The sequence below is a fragment of the Sedimentitalea sp. genome (assembly GCF_039973035.1).
GTDB lineage: Bacteria > Pseudomonadota > Alphaproteobacteria > Rhodobacterales > Rhodobacteraceae > Sedimentitalea.
This window is the reverse complement of the sequence record NZ_JBDWLR010000078.1, coordinates 48,318-64,585: the sequence shown is the minus strand read 5'-3', so window position 1 is coordinate 64,585 and position 16,268 is coordinate 48,318. Positions and strand designations below refer to the sequence as shown.

At 58.0% G+C, this 16,268-nt stretch carries 13 protein-coding genes; 12 read left to right on the top strand and 1 reads right to left on the bottom strand.

The features are described from left to right. The first annotated feature begins 2 nt into the window (after positions 1–2). The 5 genes from ABJO75_RS18785 to lpdA all read left to right on the top strand — a co-directional run bounded on the left by ABJO75_RS18785 (position 3) and on the right by lpdA (position 7,573). Positions 3–896 carry a DMT family transporter gene (locus ABJO75_RS18785; RefSeq protein WP_348124197.1) on the top strand — a complete coding sequence of 298 codons (894 nt, stop codon included), beginning with the start codon at positions 3–5 and terminating at the stop codon, positions 894–896. Positions 897–938: 42 nt separating this feature from the next. Further along, entirely contained in the window at positions 939–1,538 is a 600-nt protein-coding gene (locus ABJO75_RS18780) for a LysE family translocator (protein ID WP_348124195.1), read from the top strand. Positions 1,539–1,879: 341 nt separating this feature from the next. Then, entirely contained in the window at positions 1,880–4,534 is a 2,655-nt protein-coding gene (gene aceE, locus ABJO75_RS18775) for a pyruvate dehydrogenase (acetyl-transferring), homodimeric type (protein WP_348124193.1), read from the top strand. 26 nt (positions 4,535–4,560) lie between these two features. After that, on the top strand, positions 4,561–5,820 hold the full coding sequence (gene aceF, locus ABJO75_RS18770; RefSeq protein ID WP_348124191.1) for a dihydrolipoyllysine-residue acetyltransferase: 1,260 nt from the start codon (positions 4,561–4,563) through the stop codon (positions 5,818–5,820). Positions 5,821–5,833: 13 nt separating this feature from the next. Beyond that, positions 5,834–7,573, top strand: a complete 1,740-nt coding sequence (lpdA, locus tag ABJO75_RS18765; RefSeq protein ID WP_348124189.1) for a dihydrolipoyl dehydrogenase — start codon at positions 5,834–5,836, stop codon at positions 7,571–7,573. Between the two features lie 130 nt (positions 7,574–7,703). On the opposite strand, the gene ABJO75_RS18760 is transcribed toward lpdA, so the two are convergent. Then, a complete protein-coding gene (locus ABJO75_RS18760) occupies positions 7,704–8,012 on the bottom strand; it encodes an EthD family reductase (RefSeq protein WP_348124187.1) in 309 nt (102 codons plus the stop codon). 323 nt (positions 8,013–8,335) lie between these two features. Here ABJO75_RS18760 and ABJO75_RS18755 point away from each other — a divergent pair, with 323 nt between their 5' ends. From ABJO75_RS18755 to ABJO75_RS18725, 7 genes are all read left to right on the top strand, one after another. Continuing rightward, on the top strand, positions 8,336–9,361 hold the full coding sequence (locus tag ABJO75_RS18755) for an AraC family transcriptional regulator ligand-binding domain-containing protein (RefSeq protein ID WP_348124185.1): 1,026 nt from the start codon (positions 8,336–8,338) through the stop codon (positions 9,359–9,361). A gap of 182 nt (positions 9,362–9,543) precedes the next feature. Beyond that, positions 9,544–10,551 carry a type I glyceraldehyde-3-phosphate dehydrogenase gene (gene gap, locus ABJO75_RS18750; protein ID WP_348124183.1) on the top strand — a complete coding sequence of 336 codons (1,008 nt, stop codon included), beginning with the start codon at positions 9,544–9,546 and terminating at the stop codon, positions 10,549–10,551. 392 nt (positions 10,552–10,943) lie between these two features. Continuing rightward, positions 10,944–11,729, top strand: a complete 786-nt coding sequence (locus ABJO75_RS18745; RefSeq protein WP_348124181.1) for a sugar transferase — start codon at positions 10,944–10,946, stop codon at positions 11,727–11,729. A gap of 93 nt (positions 11,730–11,822) precedes the next feature. Then, positions 11,823–12,056, top strand: coding sequence for a hypothetical protein (locus ABJO75_RS18740; protein ID WP_348124180.1), 234 nt, complete (start codon positions 11,823–11,825; stop codon positions 12,054–12,056). A 139-nt stretch (positions 12,057–12,195) separates the two neighbouring features. Further along, positions 12,196–13,647 carry a xylulokinase gene (gene xylB, locus ABJO75_RS18735; RefSeq protein ID WP_348124178.1) on the top strand — a complete coding sequence of 484 codons (1,452 nt, stop codon included), beginning with the start codon at positions 12,196–12,198 and terminating at the stop codon, positions 13,645–13,647. After that, on the top strand, positions 13,644–14,951 hold the full coding sequence (xylA, locus tag ABJO75_RS18730) for a xylose isomerase (protein WP_348124176.1): 1,308 nt from the start codon (positions 13,644–13,646) through the stop codon (positions 14,949–14,951). The genes xylB and xylA overlap by 4 nt, the downstream gene beginning before the upstream one ends. A gap of 73 nt (positions 14,952–15,024) precedes the next feature. Beyond that, positions 15,025–16,263, top strand: coding sequence for a cytochrome c peroxidase (locus tag ABJO75_RS18725; protein WP_348124430.1), 1,239 nt, complete (start codon positions 15,025–15,027; stop codon positions 16,261–16,263). The last annotated feature ends 5 nt before the right edge of the window (positions 16,264–16,268 follow it).

Below are 16,268 nucleotides of genomic sequence, written 5' to 3'. Positions count from 1 at the left end.
CGATGGCGGGGCTGAGCGCGCAGGTCAGACAGGATCGCGCTGAGCTGGGCATCGTCATGATGCTGGCCGCCTATCTCCTGTTTGCGACGCTCGATACTTCGGTGAAATGGCTGGTTGTTGGGGGATTTCATGCCTTTCAACTGGCCTTTTTCCGCTATGTCGGCCACTTCGCGATTTCGTTGATCATGATTGGTGGCGGTGGCCTGTCGTGGTCGCGGTTCGGTTCCGGACAAATCGGGCTGGTGTTGCTGCGCGCCTTGTGTCTCGTTGGCGCGACCGTTCTTAACTTTGTCGCGTTGAACTATATGACCCTTACGGTCACGTCCGCGATCCTGTTCTCGGCACCGATCATTGTTTGTGCACTGTCGATGCCGTTGCTAGGCGAACGTGTCGGGCCGTGGCGCTGGTTTGCGATTCTGATGGGATTCGCCGGGGTCATGGTGATCATCCGTCCCTTTGGCGAAGCGTTTCATCCGGCGGCGCTGCTTTCGGTTCTTAATGCGATCATGATGGCGTTGTATTCGATCCTGACCCGCCGATTGGCAGGGCAGATCGCGGCGCAGACTATGCAGCTCTACGCCGGTGCTGTCGGCACTATCGCGCTGTTGCCCTTTGCGATCATGACATGGCGAACGCCTGAGACCGGGCTTGAATGGGGGGTGATGATCGCGCTCGGATTCTGGGGGTGGCTGGGGCATGAATTGCTCACGCGCGCGCACGGCTTTGCGCCCGCCGGTACGTTGATGCCTTATACCTATTCCTTCATGATCTATCTCACGATCAGCAGCTATGTGGTCTTTGGCAATCTTCCTGACCAATGGACTGTGACCGGCGCGGCGATTGTCGTGATGTCCGGGCTCGTGATCTGGTGGCGCGAAAAGCGGATGGAGCCTTAGTATGTGCGCAGCTAATTCGAGATTCTCGACGGCGCCTGCCGGATGCTGACCTTCGCGGCGGCAGTCTTTTTCCTGATCATAACCCCGGGGCCGGGTGTGTTGTCGACCGCTGGTGTTGGATCGGCCTTTGGCCGCGGGCCCGGTACACGCTATGTCGGTGGGCTGTTTATCGGGCAGAATCTGGTGTCCGCCACGGTGATCAGCGGGCTTGCCGCGATGGTGCTGGCGGACGATCGACTACGAACAGTGCTGTTTCTGTTGTCGGTCGCGTATCTGCTTTACTTGGCGGCGCGAATTGCGCTCGCGGGATCGCGTGTTGCCTTTATCCAACGGTCTCGCCCGCCGGGACTGCTTGGCGGCGTGGCGCTGCAGATCATCAATCCCAAGGCATATGCAGTGAATACAACGCTGTTTACCGGATTTTCCTTTCTGTCAGACGATCTTTTTTCGGAAACAGTGATCAAGTTATTGATCATGAATGCGATCTGGATTCCGATCCATTTCTTGTGGCTCTGGGCCGGCATCAGACTTGGCCAATTGGACCTTCCCGAACGTGTACACAGGATGATCAACGTTGGTATGGCGCTGTCGATGCTGCTTGTCGTGGCCTTGGCGATCGCCGCGCAAATGCGCCCTGTTTGAGTTGGGTCGAGAGCGGGCGGGTAAGGCTCTTTTTATCCACCATAGACATGACGCCAAAAAATTGCTGTATTTCATATGAGGGCCGGGCAACAGCCAAAACAAAAAGAGCGCGGCACATAGGGTTGGGGAGATAGTTCAGCATTAAACTATTAGCTATGCGCCGTTTGCAGAGAGGATATGCGCCGAGGGACCTACGTTACGTAAGTGCGGCGTGTTAGGCACGCTTCAATCTGACGGGTCGGGCATTCAGGCCGGCTCAAACTGCAGATCGGATCAAAGAATTCATCTGTAGTTTAATTTTAAACTAACTCCGAATATATGCGGAGCAAGGGAGAGGGCACATGACAGACCACGCTCAGGATATTGATCCTGTAGAATCCCAGGAATGGCAGGAAGCGATTGAGGACGTCATCGAACGTGACGGTGCCAATCGCGCACATTTCTTGTTGGACAAGGCGGTACAGCAGGCGCGCGCCGCGGGGGCCAACCTGCCGTTTTCGGCGACTACGCCTTATCAGAACACCATCCCGGCCGACGATCAGGAGCCGTTTCCCGGCGACATGGAGATGGAGTGGCGCATCCGCACGATCAACCGCTGGAACGCCATGGCGACCGTTGTGCGTCGCAACAAGGTCAGTAGCGAATATGGCGGACACATCGCCTCTTTTGCCAGTTCGGCGGCCATGTATGACATCGGGCTGAACCATTTCTGGCGCGCAAAATCCGCGATGCATGGTGGCGACCTAGTGTTCTTTCAGGGCCACGTGATCCCGGGCATTTATGCGCGCAGCTTCATGGAAGGCCGTATCAGCGAGCAAGAGCTGGAAAACTTCCGTAGCGAAGTTGATGGCAAGGGGCTGTCCAGCTATCCGCACCCTTGGCTGATGCCCGACTACTGGCAGTTCCCGACTGTTTCGATGGGTCTGGGGCCGCTCATGGCGATCTATCAGGCGCGGTTCATGAAATACATGCACAACCGGGGCCATATCGACATGGCCGACCGCAAGGTGTGGTGCTTCCTCGGCGATGGCGAGATGGACGAGCCGGAAAGCCGTGGCGCGATTGACCTTGCCGCGCGCGAAGGGCTCGACAACCTGATCTTTGTCATCAACTGCAACCTCCAGCGTCTGGATGGCCCGGTTCGAGGCAACCATAAAATTGTTCAGGAACTCGAGGGCGATTTCCGTGGCGCGGGCTGGAATGTCATCAAGCTGCTCTGGGGCAAAGGCTGGGATGAACTTCTGGAGAAAGACTCCAGCGGCCGGTTGCGCCAGTTGATGGATGAAACCGTCGATGGTGACTATCAGACCTTCAAATCCAAGAATGGAGCCTATATCCGCGAACATTTCTTTGGTAAATACCCGGAAACAGCTGCGCTGGTCGAAGACTGGACAGACGATCAGATTTGGGCCTTGCGCCGGGGCGGCCACGATCCTGAAAAGGTCTATACCGCGTTCAAACGCGCGACCGACACCAAGGGTCAGCCGACCTGCCTTCTGGTCAAGACCGTCAAAGGTCACGGCATGGGAACTGCGGGCGAGGGACAGAACACCACGCACCAGCAGAAAAAGCTGAACGAGGATCAGCTGCGCGCTTTCCGTGATCGCTTCCAGATTCCGGTCAGCGATGAAGACGTGGGCAAGGCCCCGTTTGTCACGCTGAACAACGCGCAAAAGGCGTATCTGGCCGACCGTCGCAAGGCGCTTGGCGGGGCATTCCCGCAGCGCCAGTCGGTCAGCGACAAGCTGGAAATACCGGGGCTCGACAAGTTCGAGGCGCAGTTGAAAGGCACGGGCGAGCGTGAGATTTCGACCACGATGGCCTTTGTGCGGATCCTGACGACGCTGTTGCGCGACAAGAAGATCGGCAAGAACATCGTACCGATTGTGCCGGATGAAAGCCGCACCTTCGGGATGGAAGGTCTGTTCCGCTCTGTGGGGATCTATAACCCGCTTGGGCAGAAATACACGCCGCAGGATGCCGATCAGATGTCGTTCTACAAAGAGAGCGTCGATGGGCAGGTTCTGCAGGAGGGCATCAACGAAGCCGGTGCCATGGCTGACTGGATCGCGGCGGCAACCGCCTATTCCAATCACGGCGTGCCGATGATCCCGTTCTTTATCTATTACTCGATGTTCGGGTTCCAGCGGATCGGCGATCTGGCCTGGGCAGCAGGCGACAGCCGGGCGCGCGGGTTCATGCTGGGCGGCACCGCCGGGCGGACCACGCTGAACGGCGAAGGTTTGCAGCACGAGGACGGGCATTCCCACATCCTTGCGAGCACGATCCCCAACTGCATCAGCTATGATCCGACATTCCAGTATGAAGTGGCGGTGATCGTCCAAAACGGCATGCAACGCATGTATGGCGATCAGGAGGATGTCTATTTCTACCTGACCCTGATGAATGAAAACTACAGCCATCCCGATATGCCGATGGGTGTCGAAGACGATATCATCAAGGGGCTGTACCGCTTCCGCGAAACGCCGAAACCCGGTGACAAGCATGTGAACCTGTTGGGGTCGGGGACGATCCTGATGCAGGCGCTCAAGGCGGCGGAAATGCTCGAGGAAGATTTCGGCGTGACCAGCGACATCTGGTCGGCGACTTCGCTGAATGAGTTGGCGCGCGAAGGTCAGGATTGTCTGCGGTGGAACCGCCTGAATCCGTTGGAAGACGAGAAGCAGCCTTTTGTGACCGGGCAGCTTGCCAAGGCCAAAGGGCCGGTGATCGCAGCCACGGATTACATGAAGAACTATGCCGAACAGATCCGGGCGATGGTGCCGAACGATTTCACGGTGCTGGGCACCGATGGGTTCGGACGTTCCGACAGCCGGGTTAACCTGCGGCGGTTCTTTGAGGTGGACGCCAACCATATCGCGGCAACGGCAATGGAGCGGCTCTATCGTGCCGGCCACGTCAGCCGCGCGGAAATGGAATCCGCCCTGAGCAAGTACAACATTGACGGCGCCAAGCCGAACCCCCGCCTGGTCTGACCGCGGGATACGAGGAGACAATACAAATGGCTATTGAAGTAACCGTACCAGATATCGGCGATTTCGACGATGTTCCGGTGATCAGCATCCTGGTGAGCGTTGGCGACGTGATTGCGGAAGAAGACCCGCTGGTCGAGCTGGAAAGCGATAAGGCAACGATGGAAGTTCCAAGCTCGGCTGCGGGCAAGGTGACAGAGATCAAGGTGAGCGAAGGCGACAAGGTTTCGATGGGCGACGTGCTCTTGTTGGTCGAGGGCGACGGTACAGCCGCTGCGCCAAAAGAGGCACCCAAGGAAGATAAACCCGCCGCCACGCCAGCCGCGCCTGCCGCCGCTGCGCCCGCCCCCGCTGCGCCGGCCGTGACGGATGCCGGTTTTGGCAAGGTCCATGCCAGCCCGTCGGTACGCGCCTTTGCACGGCAACTGGATGTCGAGTTGAGCAAGGTCAACGGGTCTGGTCGCAAGGGACGTATCTTGCGCGAAGACGTGACCAAGTATCTGAAATCCTCAACCGCACCCGCTGCTGCCGCCGGTGGAGCGCAGGGCGGCATGGGCATTCCGCCCATCCCGGCTGTCGATTTCAGCAAATTCGGTCCGGTCGAAGATGTGGAAATGCCTCGGATCAAGAAACTGTCCGGTCCGGCGCTGCACCGCAGTTGGCTGAATATCCCGCATGTGACCCACAACGAAGAGGCGGACATAACCGATCTGGATCAGTACCGGCGCGAGTTGGACGGGCAGGCCAAGCAGGAAGGCTATCGCGTCACATTACTGTCGTTCATGATCAAGGCGTCTGTCTCGGCGCTGAAATCCCATTGGGAAGTGAACAGTTCGATTCATCCGGATGGCGACAAGCTGATCAAGAAGGATTTCTACAATATCGGTTTTGCGGCGGACACGCCGAACGGGCTGATGGTGCCAGTGATCAAGGATGCGGATCGCAAGGGCATCGTCGAGATCAGCAAGGAACTGGGCGAATTGTCGGCCAAGGCACGCGACGGCAAGCTGAAAGGCGATGACATGTCGGGTGCGACCTTTACGATTTCGTCTCTGGGCGGCATCGGTGGGACATCGTTCACCCCGATCGTCAACGCGCCCGAGGTGGCGATTCTGGGCCTGACCCGGTCCAAGATGGCTCCGGTCTGGGATGGTGAAGCCTTTGTGCCTCGCAACATGCAGCCGTTGTCGTTGTCTTATGACCACCGCGCCATTGACGGCGCTCTGGCCGCCCGGTTCTGCGCCAAACTGAAACACCTGCTCGGCGACGTGCGCCGGCTGATGTTGTAAGGAGGGCGCGGATATGGATGTCAAAGTTCCTGATATCGGTGATTTCTCCGAAGTACCTGTGGTCAGCATTCTGGTCAGCGTCGGCGATGAAGTCGCCGCCGAGGACCCGCTGATCGAACTGGAGAGCGACAAGGCAACGATGGAAGTGCCAAGCCCGTCAGCCGGCGTGGTGAAAGAGATCAAGGTGGCCGAGGGCGACAAGGTGTCCGAAGGCAGCCTGATCATGGTGCTGGAAGGGGCGGCGGCCGATGCCGCTCCAGAATCTACTGCCGAGGCGGCACCAGCCGCAGCAGCGCCTGCTGCTGTCTCAGCGACCGGTACCGCCAGCGGTGCGGGCGAGCATCATGCCGAGGTTGTCGTTCTGGGCTCTGGTCCAGGTGGTTATACTGCGGCCTATCGCGCCGCCGATTTGGGCAAATCGGTCATCCTGATCGAGCGCAACCCGGTACTGGGCGGCGTTTGTCTGAACGTCGGGTGTATCCCGTCCAAGGCGTTGTTGCACGCGGCCAAGGTGATCACCGAAGCCGAGGAAATGGGCGCGCACGGTATTACCTTTTCCAAACCCAAGGTTGATATCGACAAGCTGCGCGGCTGGAAAGACGGGGTGGTCAGCCAGCTGACCGGCGGTCTGGACGGTCTGGCGCGGGCTCGAAAGGTCAAAGTCGTGCGCGGAACCGGGACGTTCTCGGGTCCGAACATGATTGCGGTCAGCGGCAGTGACGGGGATACCACGGTGAGCTTTGATAATTGTATCATCGCCGCCGGTTCCGAACCTGTGGAACTGCCATTCATCCCACATGACGACCCAAGGGTGATGGACAGCACCGGGGCGCTGGAACTGGCCGACATCCCCAAGCGGATGTTGGTTCTGGGTGGCGGTATCATCGGGCTCGAGATGGCCTGTGTCTATGATGCGCTTGGCTCGAAAATCACGGTTGTCGAGTTCATGGATCAACTGATGCCCGGAGCCGATAAGGACATGGTGCGTCCGCTTCAGAAGCGTGTCGAGGGTCGGTATGAAAAGATCATGCTCAAGACCAAGGTGACGGCGATGGAGGCCCAGAAGAAAGGGCTGAAAGTCACGTTCGAGGACGACAAGGGCGAGATCACCACAGACACGTTTGACCGGGTTCTGGTGTCCGTCGGGCGCCGCCCCAATGGTAAACTGATTAATGCCGAGGCCGCGGGTGTTGCCGTGGATGAGCGCGGGTTTATCGCCGTGGATCATCAACAGCGCACCGGGCAGGCGCATATCTTTGCGATTGGCGACGTGGTTGGACAACCGATGCTGGCACACAAGGCCGTGCATGAAGGCAAGGTCGCTGCGGAGGTTGCTGCCGGACACAAGCGTGCCTTTGATGCGCAGGTGATCCCGTCGGTGGCCTATACTGATCCCGAGGTTGCATGGGTTGGATTGACCGAAACGCAAGCCAAGGAAAAGGGCATTAAGGTCGAAAAGGGTGTCTTTCCCTGGGCGGCCTCGGGCCGGTCGCTTTCAAATGGGCGCAGCGAGGGGATGACCAAGCTGTTGTTTAACCCTGAGGATGATCGCGTTGTTGGCGCAGCGATTGTCGGCACCAACGCCGGTGATCTGATCGCCGAAGCGGCGCTGGCCATTGAGATGGGCGCAGACGCCGTTGACCTTGGTCACACCATCCACCCGCATCCGACGCTGAGCGAAACGATCAATTTTGCTGCCGAGATGTTCGAAGGCACGATCACCGACCTCATGCCGCCGAAAAAACGGAAGTAGTCGGGCGTCAATCGCTCTTAGCAAACAAAGGCGCGCCACATTCGTTGGCGCGCCTTCTTCAGTTGAAGGGTTGGCGGCATAGCCTTCTGCCCGTTGCCAGAAGGCAACGCGGTTTCCGACGCGTGCGAGATCAACCGACGACCTCACCGATCAGAATCTGTGGCTCTGCATTGGTGAAGTTTGGAATATCCGCCATCACCGGCGCAGAAGATTTCAAGGCCGCGCCCATCGCGTCCTGATCTGGAAAAACAATCGTGGCGATGGCGTAAATCGAGGGTGGCGTGTCGGGGCCACCGGCGTTGCCTTTGGTGACCAATGTGCGCTCAATATGCGGGCCCATATGTTCAGCGACAAGATTCATATGGGTCGATAGGTAATAGTCATAATCGAACTCTGTTCCGTCGGTGATCGGATACAGGACCTGCAGGGATACGGACATTGTGAACCTCCTCATGAATGTGCGTCTTCGTCGCGGCCATTAAGTGCGCAGGTAACCGATCTGTCAAAACCTGATTGAAGGCAGATCAGGATTTGCCAAGCCGATCGCCTTGTCCCGCACCCCCTTTTTTTGGAGGAGCCTGTCGGAAACATGCTAAAAACCTTGAGTCGACCAGCCCGTTCGCGCTTTAGTCGGGGGTAGGTTATTTGTTAGAGAGTATTTCATGAGAAACCCGTCATTGCAGTTTGATTCCAAACATTTCCGGACGGCAACGGTCGCGAACCACGGTATGCTGACGCTTGCCGACGCAGGACGTTAAGCGCGTGCCCGAGCAGCGTTTTCGACATGGTGCCGTTTATGTCAGATCACTGGCTGAATACCTTTTGGCCGAAGGCTATAGTCAGCGCGATGTTTTCACGGGGACAGCCTTTGATGCCGAGCTTCTGACCCAGGAAAAGCCGTTTGCCGAATTCCCTGATATAGCAGCGTTTTTCGAACATGCGGCCGCCCTGTCCGGTAATGATGTTCTTGGTTTCGAAAGAGGTATCCAGCGCGATATGCGGCGAACCGGCTTGCTCAGCTATGTCGGATTATCGTCGCCGACGGTGCGGGATTTCATCAAGAATTTTGCGCGATATCGCCGGGTGTTCACGGATGTTGTGGAGCTCGATGAAACCATACTGGATCGGGAAAGTGTACTGTCCTGGTACTTCCGCGTGCCAGCAAAGGTAGAGCGCCGCCAAATGGTCGAGTTCGGAGCGTCGGGGATCCTGTCTGGGCTTGAAAAGGCGGTGCAGCAGAAACTGAGATTGCGCAAGGCGTGTTTTCGGCATCTGCGAAAAACGAATATCGATGTGATCGAAGATTATCTGGGGTGTCGTGTCGAATTCGGAGCGCCGGACAATGCGTTTTTCTTTGAGCCGTCAGCTCTCGACCTGCCGCTGGCGACAGCAGATCACGAACTCTATTCGGTGCTGCGCCAATATGCCGAGGATGTTCTGGACCGCAAACGGCGGAACAGTTCGGCGTTGATCGTGGATGTCGAACGGGCGATCGCTGCACGGCTTGCGTCTGGTGAAGCCAATCAGGATCGCATCGCACGGGAAATGGGGTTCAGTTCGCGCACGCTCGCAAGACGATTGGAGCAAGAAGGAACGACGTTTTTTCGTACCCTTCAGGACCTGCGCGAGAGTCTTGCCATCAACTATCTCAAAAACAGCGATCTCGGACTGGGGGAAATCGCCTATCTACTGGGATATTCCAATCTGAGCAGTTTTACCGACGCATTCAAACGCTGGGTCGGGGAGAGTCCCGGACGATACAGGGCGACTGTAGCGGCGGATACCTGAACGCAGCGCCGGCACTCGACGGTTCGCGAGTTACATCGTTCGGCGATACCTGTGTCTTCGCGGCCATGTCACGGCCAGACCGGCAATTGGATCTGGTCAGGGCGGCATTCCGATGTTATTGCCCTGTTAGCGCTATCATGAATACCAACCATAGACGAACTCCGTCATGAAGGAGAAGAAACATGTCTGCGAAACTCGCAATCAACGGTTTCGGTCGTATCGGTCGCTGCGTTCTGAGGGCCTGGATTGAATCCGGTCGCACCGATGTTGAAATTGTTGCAATCAACGATCTGGCCCCGACCGAGGCCAATGCCCACCTTCTGCAATTTGATTCTGTTCATGGCCGCCTGAACGCGGATGTGACGGTCGAAGACGATGCATTGGTGATCAACGGCCACCGTATCCGCGTCACGCAAGAACGCAATCCGGCGGACCTGCCGTGGGATGATATCGATGTCGCGCTGGAATGCACCGGGGTGTTCACCAAACGGGACAAGGCGGCCGCCTATCTTGAGAACGGCTCGGGCCGAGTTCTGATTTCGGCACCGGGTGACGGCGCGGACAAGACCATCGTTTACGGCGTCAACCATCAGGGCCTCACCGCAGAAGACACGATCGTATCCAATGCATCCTGCACTACCAACTGTTTGGCTCCGGTGGCCCAGATTCTGGACGATGCGTTCGGCATACGCACCGGGTATATGACCACGATCCATTCCTACACCGGCGATCAGCCAACGCTCGATACCGCGCATCGCGACCTCTATCGCGCGCGTGCGGCGGCGCTGTCGATGATCCCGACTTCGACGGGGGCGGCACGGGCCGTCGGACTTGTTTTGCCACAACTCAAGGGCAAACTTGATGGATCGGCGATCCGTGTTCCAACGCCGAACGTGTCTGTTGTGGATCTCAGCTTTCTGCCTGACCGCGCGGCGACCGCTGACTCGGTGAACGATGCTATACGCGCGGCGGCGGCCTCTGGCCCGCTTCAAGGCGTTCTGGGTGTCAGCGACCTTCCGTTGGTTTCGTCAGACTTCAACCATAACCCGCTATCCTCGATACTGGCCACTGCGCAGACCCATGTAGGCGATGGCGGGATGGTGCGTGTTCTCAGCTGGTATGACAACGAGTGGGGTTTCTCCAACCGTATGCTGGATACAGCAAAAGCGATGCAGGCAACTCTGGCTTGACCTGATCGACTCTGCGGTGCGCGGCAAACTGCGCACCGCCCATGTCCCTGCAATTCAGGGACAATACGCCAGCCCTCCACTTTTTTGTTTCTGTTGAGTTCGTGAAAACGAACCAAATCTGCCCAATTTTAGACTTAAACAAAGTGTCTTTTATAAAAACCCGAGCGGATGTTGCTGTCAGTGATATCCACCCTCCCACGGCCCTTGTTTTGGACAATGAGTGTTTTGTTTTGCGTGTGAGTTAGGCTTGGTGAAAGATGCTCCTCACGGGGGCCGTTTTTCGCCGCTTAAGTCGTGGAGTATGTCGCGGCTTTTGGAGGGTTTGCTCGGGGGAGTTCATGGCGAAGTTTTCGCCGCAGTGACCGTGCAGTTTGCGGATGTTGGAGTAACGAATGCAAAACCGATTTGAGATGCCGATGGCGACAGCAGCATTGTTTAACGTCAAAGATCGCGCATTTTCCCTGAAAGATATTTTTATTCCTCCAGTTTCAGTATTCATGTCCGGCCCTGTTGCGAGCGGGGCAGGAGGCACCACAAGAGTGCCAAGCCGCCGGGTTTCACGCAGTGGGAATGCCTACCTGGCTTGGGGAAAGCGCGCGTTTGACGTGACGCTGGTGGTTCTGTCGGCGCCGGTTGTTTTGCCGTTTGTGTTGTTTTTCGCGTTGTTGCTTTGGATTGAAGGTGGAAATCCTTTTTACCGTCAAGCGCGTGTGGGTCGCGGTGGCAAGCAGTTTTCTATGCTCAAGCTGCGCAGCATGGTGACAGATGCCGATGCGCGTCTGGCCCGTGTCCTTGAGAGCGATCCGGATATGCGCGCAGAGTGGGAAACCACCCAGAAGCTGCGCAATGATCCCCGTATCACACCGCTTGGTGCTCTGCTTCGTCAGACCTCGCTGGACGAGTTGCCACAGCTTTGGAACGTTCTGATCGGTGAGATGAGCCTTGTTGGGCCGCGTCCGATGCTGCCCGAGCAACTGGCTCTGTACGGTGATGCGTCGGATTATGTTGCGCTGACGCCGGGCGTCACCGGCATCTGGCAGGTTTCCACTCGTAACGAGAGCCATTTTTCTCACCGTGCCACGATCGACGCAGAGTACCGCAAAGTCGTGTCGTTGAAGACAGATGTGTCCCTGCTGCTCAAGACAGTTAGCGTTGTGCTGCGTCGCACTGGTTGCTGATCTCTGGAAGCCCGCAAAACGCGTGACATGACATTTTTGTGATCGGCGGTCGGCCGGGTGGACCTGAAGATGTTCGCGCCTAGTTGATTTGGCATGAAACATTTGTTCCGCTCTGGCCTGCCGCCTCTGCTTTTCGTCCTGCTTGTCGCGGGCTGTGACACGTCCCAACAATCGCAATCGCGCCCCCAAAGCGCAGCGGATGCGCTCGCGGAATGTGTCGAACTCGGATTCGTCCCCGGCACTTGGGAGATGGAGCGCTGCCTGAAAGCTGACACCAGCGTTCAGCGCCTGGTGCTGGTGGATCAGGCAACTTACGGAACCTTCTGAATTTTTCCTTCGGATTCATTAATATGTTGCCCTGTCTCTGGGAGGGCAAACACAAATCTTGTGCACCCGTTTGCGGGTTTAGTTTGACACGAGAATTAAATCGGGAAACACTCCGACGCAGAGTTCTTGGGGGGAGCACATGTTTATCGGCCTTGATCTGGGCACGTCCGGAGTGCGTGCCTTGTTGGTGGATGATGCAGGCAAGGCGGTTCACTGCGCCGAGGCCGCATTAACCGTCGCGCATCCACATCCGGGCTGGAGTGAGCAGGACCCAGCAGACTGGGTCGCCGCCGCAACGGCAACATTGCGACAACTGCGAAACGACAAGCCGGATGAGATGGCGCGCCTACGGGGAATCGGGCTTTCGGGCCATATGCATGGGGCCACGTTGCTGGATGAACGCGGCGAAGTGCTTCGACCCTGCCTATTGTGGAACGACACGCGGAGCCATGAACAGGCTCAGCAGTTTGATGCGCTGCCCGGTATGCGCGAGATATCGGGCAATATCGTGTTTCCGGGTTTTACCGCGCCCAAGGTCGCTTGGGTTGCCGAGAATGAACCGGATGTGTTCGCGCAGGTTGCGAAAGTCCTGCTGCCCAAGGATTATCTTTCCTATTGGCTGACCGGGCGGATGGTGTCGGATATGTCTGACAGCGCCGGCACCTCGTGGCTCGATGTAGGCGCGCGCGCGTGGTCCCTGGAACTGCTGGCGGCAACGGGTATGCGGGCGGATCAAATGCCGGATCTGGTCGAAGGCAGCGACGTGGTCGGACCATTGCGGCCGGACCTTGCCACCGATCTCGGATTGCCCGAGGGCGTGCAGGTTATGGCGGGCGGTGGTGACAATGCTGCGTCGGCCTGCGGCGTCGGAGCATTGGCCGAAGGTGACGGGTTTGTTTCGCTGGGCACATCGGGTGTCCTGCTCGCAGCACGCGACGGGTTTGCCCCGCGCGCCGAAAGCGCCGTACATACCTTTTGCCACGCGATCCCCGATACCTGGTACCAGATGGGCGTGATTCTGGCGGCAACTGACAGCCTGAACTGGTTGTCGCGCGTCACAGGTGTGGGTGCCGCAGAGCTAACCCGCGAACTCGGCGATACGATCACAAAACCCGGCACGCTGCGGTTTCTGCCTTACCTGTCAGGAGAGCGTACGCCGCACAACGACAGCGCCGTGCGGGGCGCGTTTGTCGGGTTGGATATCGCCATGGACCGAACCGATATGACCCGTGCGGTTGTCGAAGGGGTCAGCTTTGCATTGCGCGACAGTCTCGAAGCGCTGCGCCTGACTGGAGCAAACCTGTCACGCGTGCTGGCGATCGGCGGTGGCGCGCGGTCGCGCCATTGGGTCGAGTTGCTTGCCACAGTTTTGAACATGCCGGTCGATTTGCCTGAACAGGGTGATTTCGGTGCGGCACTTGGTGCGGCAAGGCTGGCGATTTGTGGCGTGACAGGCGCCGCCCCATCGGATGTGATGACCAAACCCCCAATCGCCGAAACCATCGCGCCACGCGCTGATCTGCGTGCCGCCTATGATGATGCCTATGCCGCCTTTGCGGCGTCTTACCCAACACTGAAGGCCATGCCATGACCCAATCGTTTTTCGCCGACATCAAACCCGCCCGCTATGGAGGGTCTGACAGCACTGATCCTATGGCCTTTCACCACTATAACCCGGACGAGATCGTCATGGGCAAGCGGATGGAAGATCACCTGCGGTTTGCCGTTGCCTACTGGCACTCTTTTGCCTGGGAGGGCGGAGATCCATTCGGCGGGCAGACATTCGAGCGGCCCTGGCATCCACAAGACGATATGGGGCGTGCCAAGATCAAGGCGGATGCAGCGTTTGATATGTTCGATATCCTTGGGGTGCCCTATTTCTGCTGGCACGATGCCGATATCCGCCCCGAAGGCGCGACATTTGCCGACTCCTTGCGCAATTTCGAAGAGATCATCGACTATTTCGCGGAAAAAATGGAAAGCCGCAAAGTTGCCCTGTTATGGGGCACGGCCAATATGTTCAGCCATCGACGCTGGATGTCGGGGGCATCGACCAACCCGGATCCCAATGTCTTTGCATGGTCTGCGGCAACGGTGAAAACCTGCATGGACGCGACGCATCGTCTGGGTGGCCAGAACTATGTCTTGTGGGGCGGTCGCGAAGGGTATGAAACGCTGCTCAACACCGATCTGACCCGCGAGTTGGATCATATGGGCCGCTTTCTCAGCATGGTGGTCGATTACAAGCACAAGATCGGTTTTGAGGGCACGATCCTGGTCGAGCCCAAACCGCAGGAACCGTCCAAACATCAATATGACTACGATGCGGCGACCTGCATCGGGTTTCTGCGCAAATACGGTCTTGAGGGCGAGGTGAAACTGAACCTTGAGCAGGGACATGCCATTCTTGCGGGACATACGTTTGAACATGAAATCGCGGTGGCGGCATCCGAGGGTATGCTCGGCAGCATCGACATGAACCGAAACGATTATCAATCGGGCTGGGACACCGACCAGTTCCCCAACAATGTGCCCGAGGTTGCGCTGGCTTATTATCACATCCTGCAGGCAGGGGGCTTTGTCACTGGCGGCACCAATTTTGACGCCAAGCTGCGGCGGCAGTCATTGGATGCAGAGGATCTGATCGCCTCGCATGTCGGTGCGATGGATGTTTGTGCGCGCGGTATTAAGGCGGCGGCTGCGATGATCGAGGATGGCGGGCTTGATGCTGCATTGGCCGAGCGGTACGGCGGTTGGGATACGCACGCAGCGCAGGCCATGCTCGACAGCGATTTGGACACGATTTTTCAAACCGTGCAGTCTGGTGAAATCACCGCCGTGCCGCGTTCCGGGCGGCAGGAGAAATTGGAGAACTACGTTAACCGCTTTGTCTGATCGGCTTGCGAACGGGTTTTGCTGCGCTGCGGTTCTGATCGCAGTGTCGGCGGCCCCGGTGGGCGCAGGGCCGCTGCCAGAGGCCGATGCCCGCTTTGCCGATCACAGTCTGGAAGAAATCACGCTCGGACGTCTGCTTTACTATGATCCGATCCTCAGTGGCAGCAAGACAGTTTCCTGCGCCAGTTGCCATCATCCACGGTTTGCAACAGGCGACGGCGTATCGCTGGGCTTTGGTGATGGTGGTTTGGGCCTTGGTCCTGATCGTCGCATCGATCCGGACAACCCGCCAGAGCAACGTATTCCGCGCAATGCGCCTGCGCTGTTCAATCTGGGGGCGGAGGAATTCACGCGATTCTTTCACGATGGCCGACTTGAAGCGGACCCAACACGCCCATCGGGCCTACGCACGCCGTTGGGCGCGGATATGGAGCGCGGATTTGCTTCGGCACTCGCGGCGCAGGCCATGTTCCCAGTGCTTTCCGGTGACGAGATGGCAGGGCATTATTCGGAAAACGATGTGGCGCAGGCCGTTCGTCAGGGTGTGTTGACCGGCGAGGGCGGAGCATGGTCGATCTTGTCCGCTCGGGTCGAGGCGACCCCGCAGTATCGTAAACAGTTTGATGCGGTGATCGGAGAGAGGTCGATTGCCTTCGCAGATATCGCCAATGTGATTGCGGCGTTCATCGCGTTTGAATGGCGTGCTGATAACAGTCCGTTTGACGCCTTTCTGCGCGACGGCACTCCGCTGCCCGCAGCGGCAATGCGGGGGATGGACCTGTTCTATGGTGCGGCTGGCTGTTCTGCCTGTCATGCGGGACAGTTTCAGACCGATCACGATTTCCACGCCATCGCGATGCCGCAGATCGGACCGGGCAAGGCCGCGCGATTTGAGCGCCACAATCGCGATGTGGGACGGATGCGGGTGACGGGAAATGCGGAGGATGCCTATCGCTTTCGGACGCCATCCTTGCGCAACGTGACGCACACGGCGCCCTACGGTCATGCGGGCGCGTTCGCCACGCTGGACGCGGTTGTGCGACATCATCTTGATCCGATTGCAAGTCTTCGCCGCTTCGATGCGTCACAGATGGTGTTGCCGACGCCAGCGTTTGATACGGATCTCGCGGTGCTTGCTGACTTTGATGAAATCGCCAGAATTGCCGCTGCAAACGAATTGCCATCCCAATCGATGTCGGACGCGGATATCGCCGATCTGTTGGCATTTCTTGAAACTTTGACAGACCCCCAAAGTCTGTCAGGGCGACTTGGCGTTCCGAAAACGGTGCCAAGCGGACTAACGCTTGACTGACAAAC

Coding starts and splice junctions, on each gene's coding strand:
- ABJO75_RS18785 (WP_348124197.1), top strand. CDS start 3: ATGGCGGGGCTGAGCGCGCAGGTCAGACAGGATCGCGCTGAGCTGGGC.
- ABJO75_RS18780 (WP_348124195.1), top strand. CDS start 939: ATGCTGACCTTCGCGGCGGCAGTCTTTTTCCTGATCATAACCCCGGGG.
- aceE (WP_348124193.1), top strand. CDS start 1,880: ATGACAGACCACGCTCAGGATATTGATCCTGTAGAATCCCAGGAATGG.
- aceF (WP_348124191.1), top strand. CDS start 4,561: ATGGCTATTGAAGTAACCGTACCAGATATCGGCGATTTCGACGATGTT.
- lpdA (WP_348124189.1), top strand. CDS start 5,834: ATGGATGTCAAAGTTCCTGATATCGGTGATTTCTCCGAAGTACCTGTG.
- ABJO75_RS18760 (WP_348124187.1), bottom strand. CDS start 8,012: ATGTCCGTATCCCTGCAGGTCCTGTATCCGATCACCGACGGAACAGAG.
- gap (WP_348124183.1), top strand. CDS start 9,544: ATGTCTGCGAAACTCGCAATCAACGGTTTCGGTCGTATCGGTCGCTGC.
- ABJO75_RS18745 (WP_348124181.1), top strand. CDS start 10,944: ATGCAAAACCGATTTGAGATGCCGATGGCGACAGCAGCATTGTTTAAC.
- ABJO75_RS18740 (WP_348124180.1), top strand. CDS start 11,823: ATGAAACATTTGTTCCGCTCTGGCCTGCCGCCTCTGCTTTTCGTCCTG.
- xylB (WP_348124178.1), top strand. CDS start 12,196: ATGTTTATCGGCCTTGATCTGGGCACGTCCGGAGTGCGTGCCTTGTTG.
- xylA (WP_348124176.1), top strand. CDS start 13,644: ATGACCCAATCGTTTTTCGCCGACATCAAACCCGCCCGCTATGGAGGG.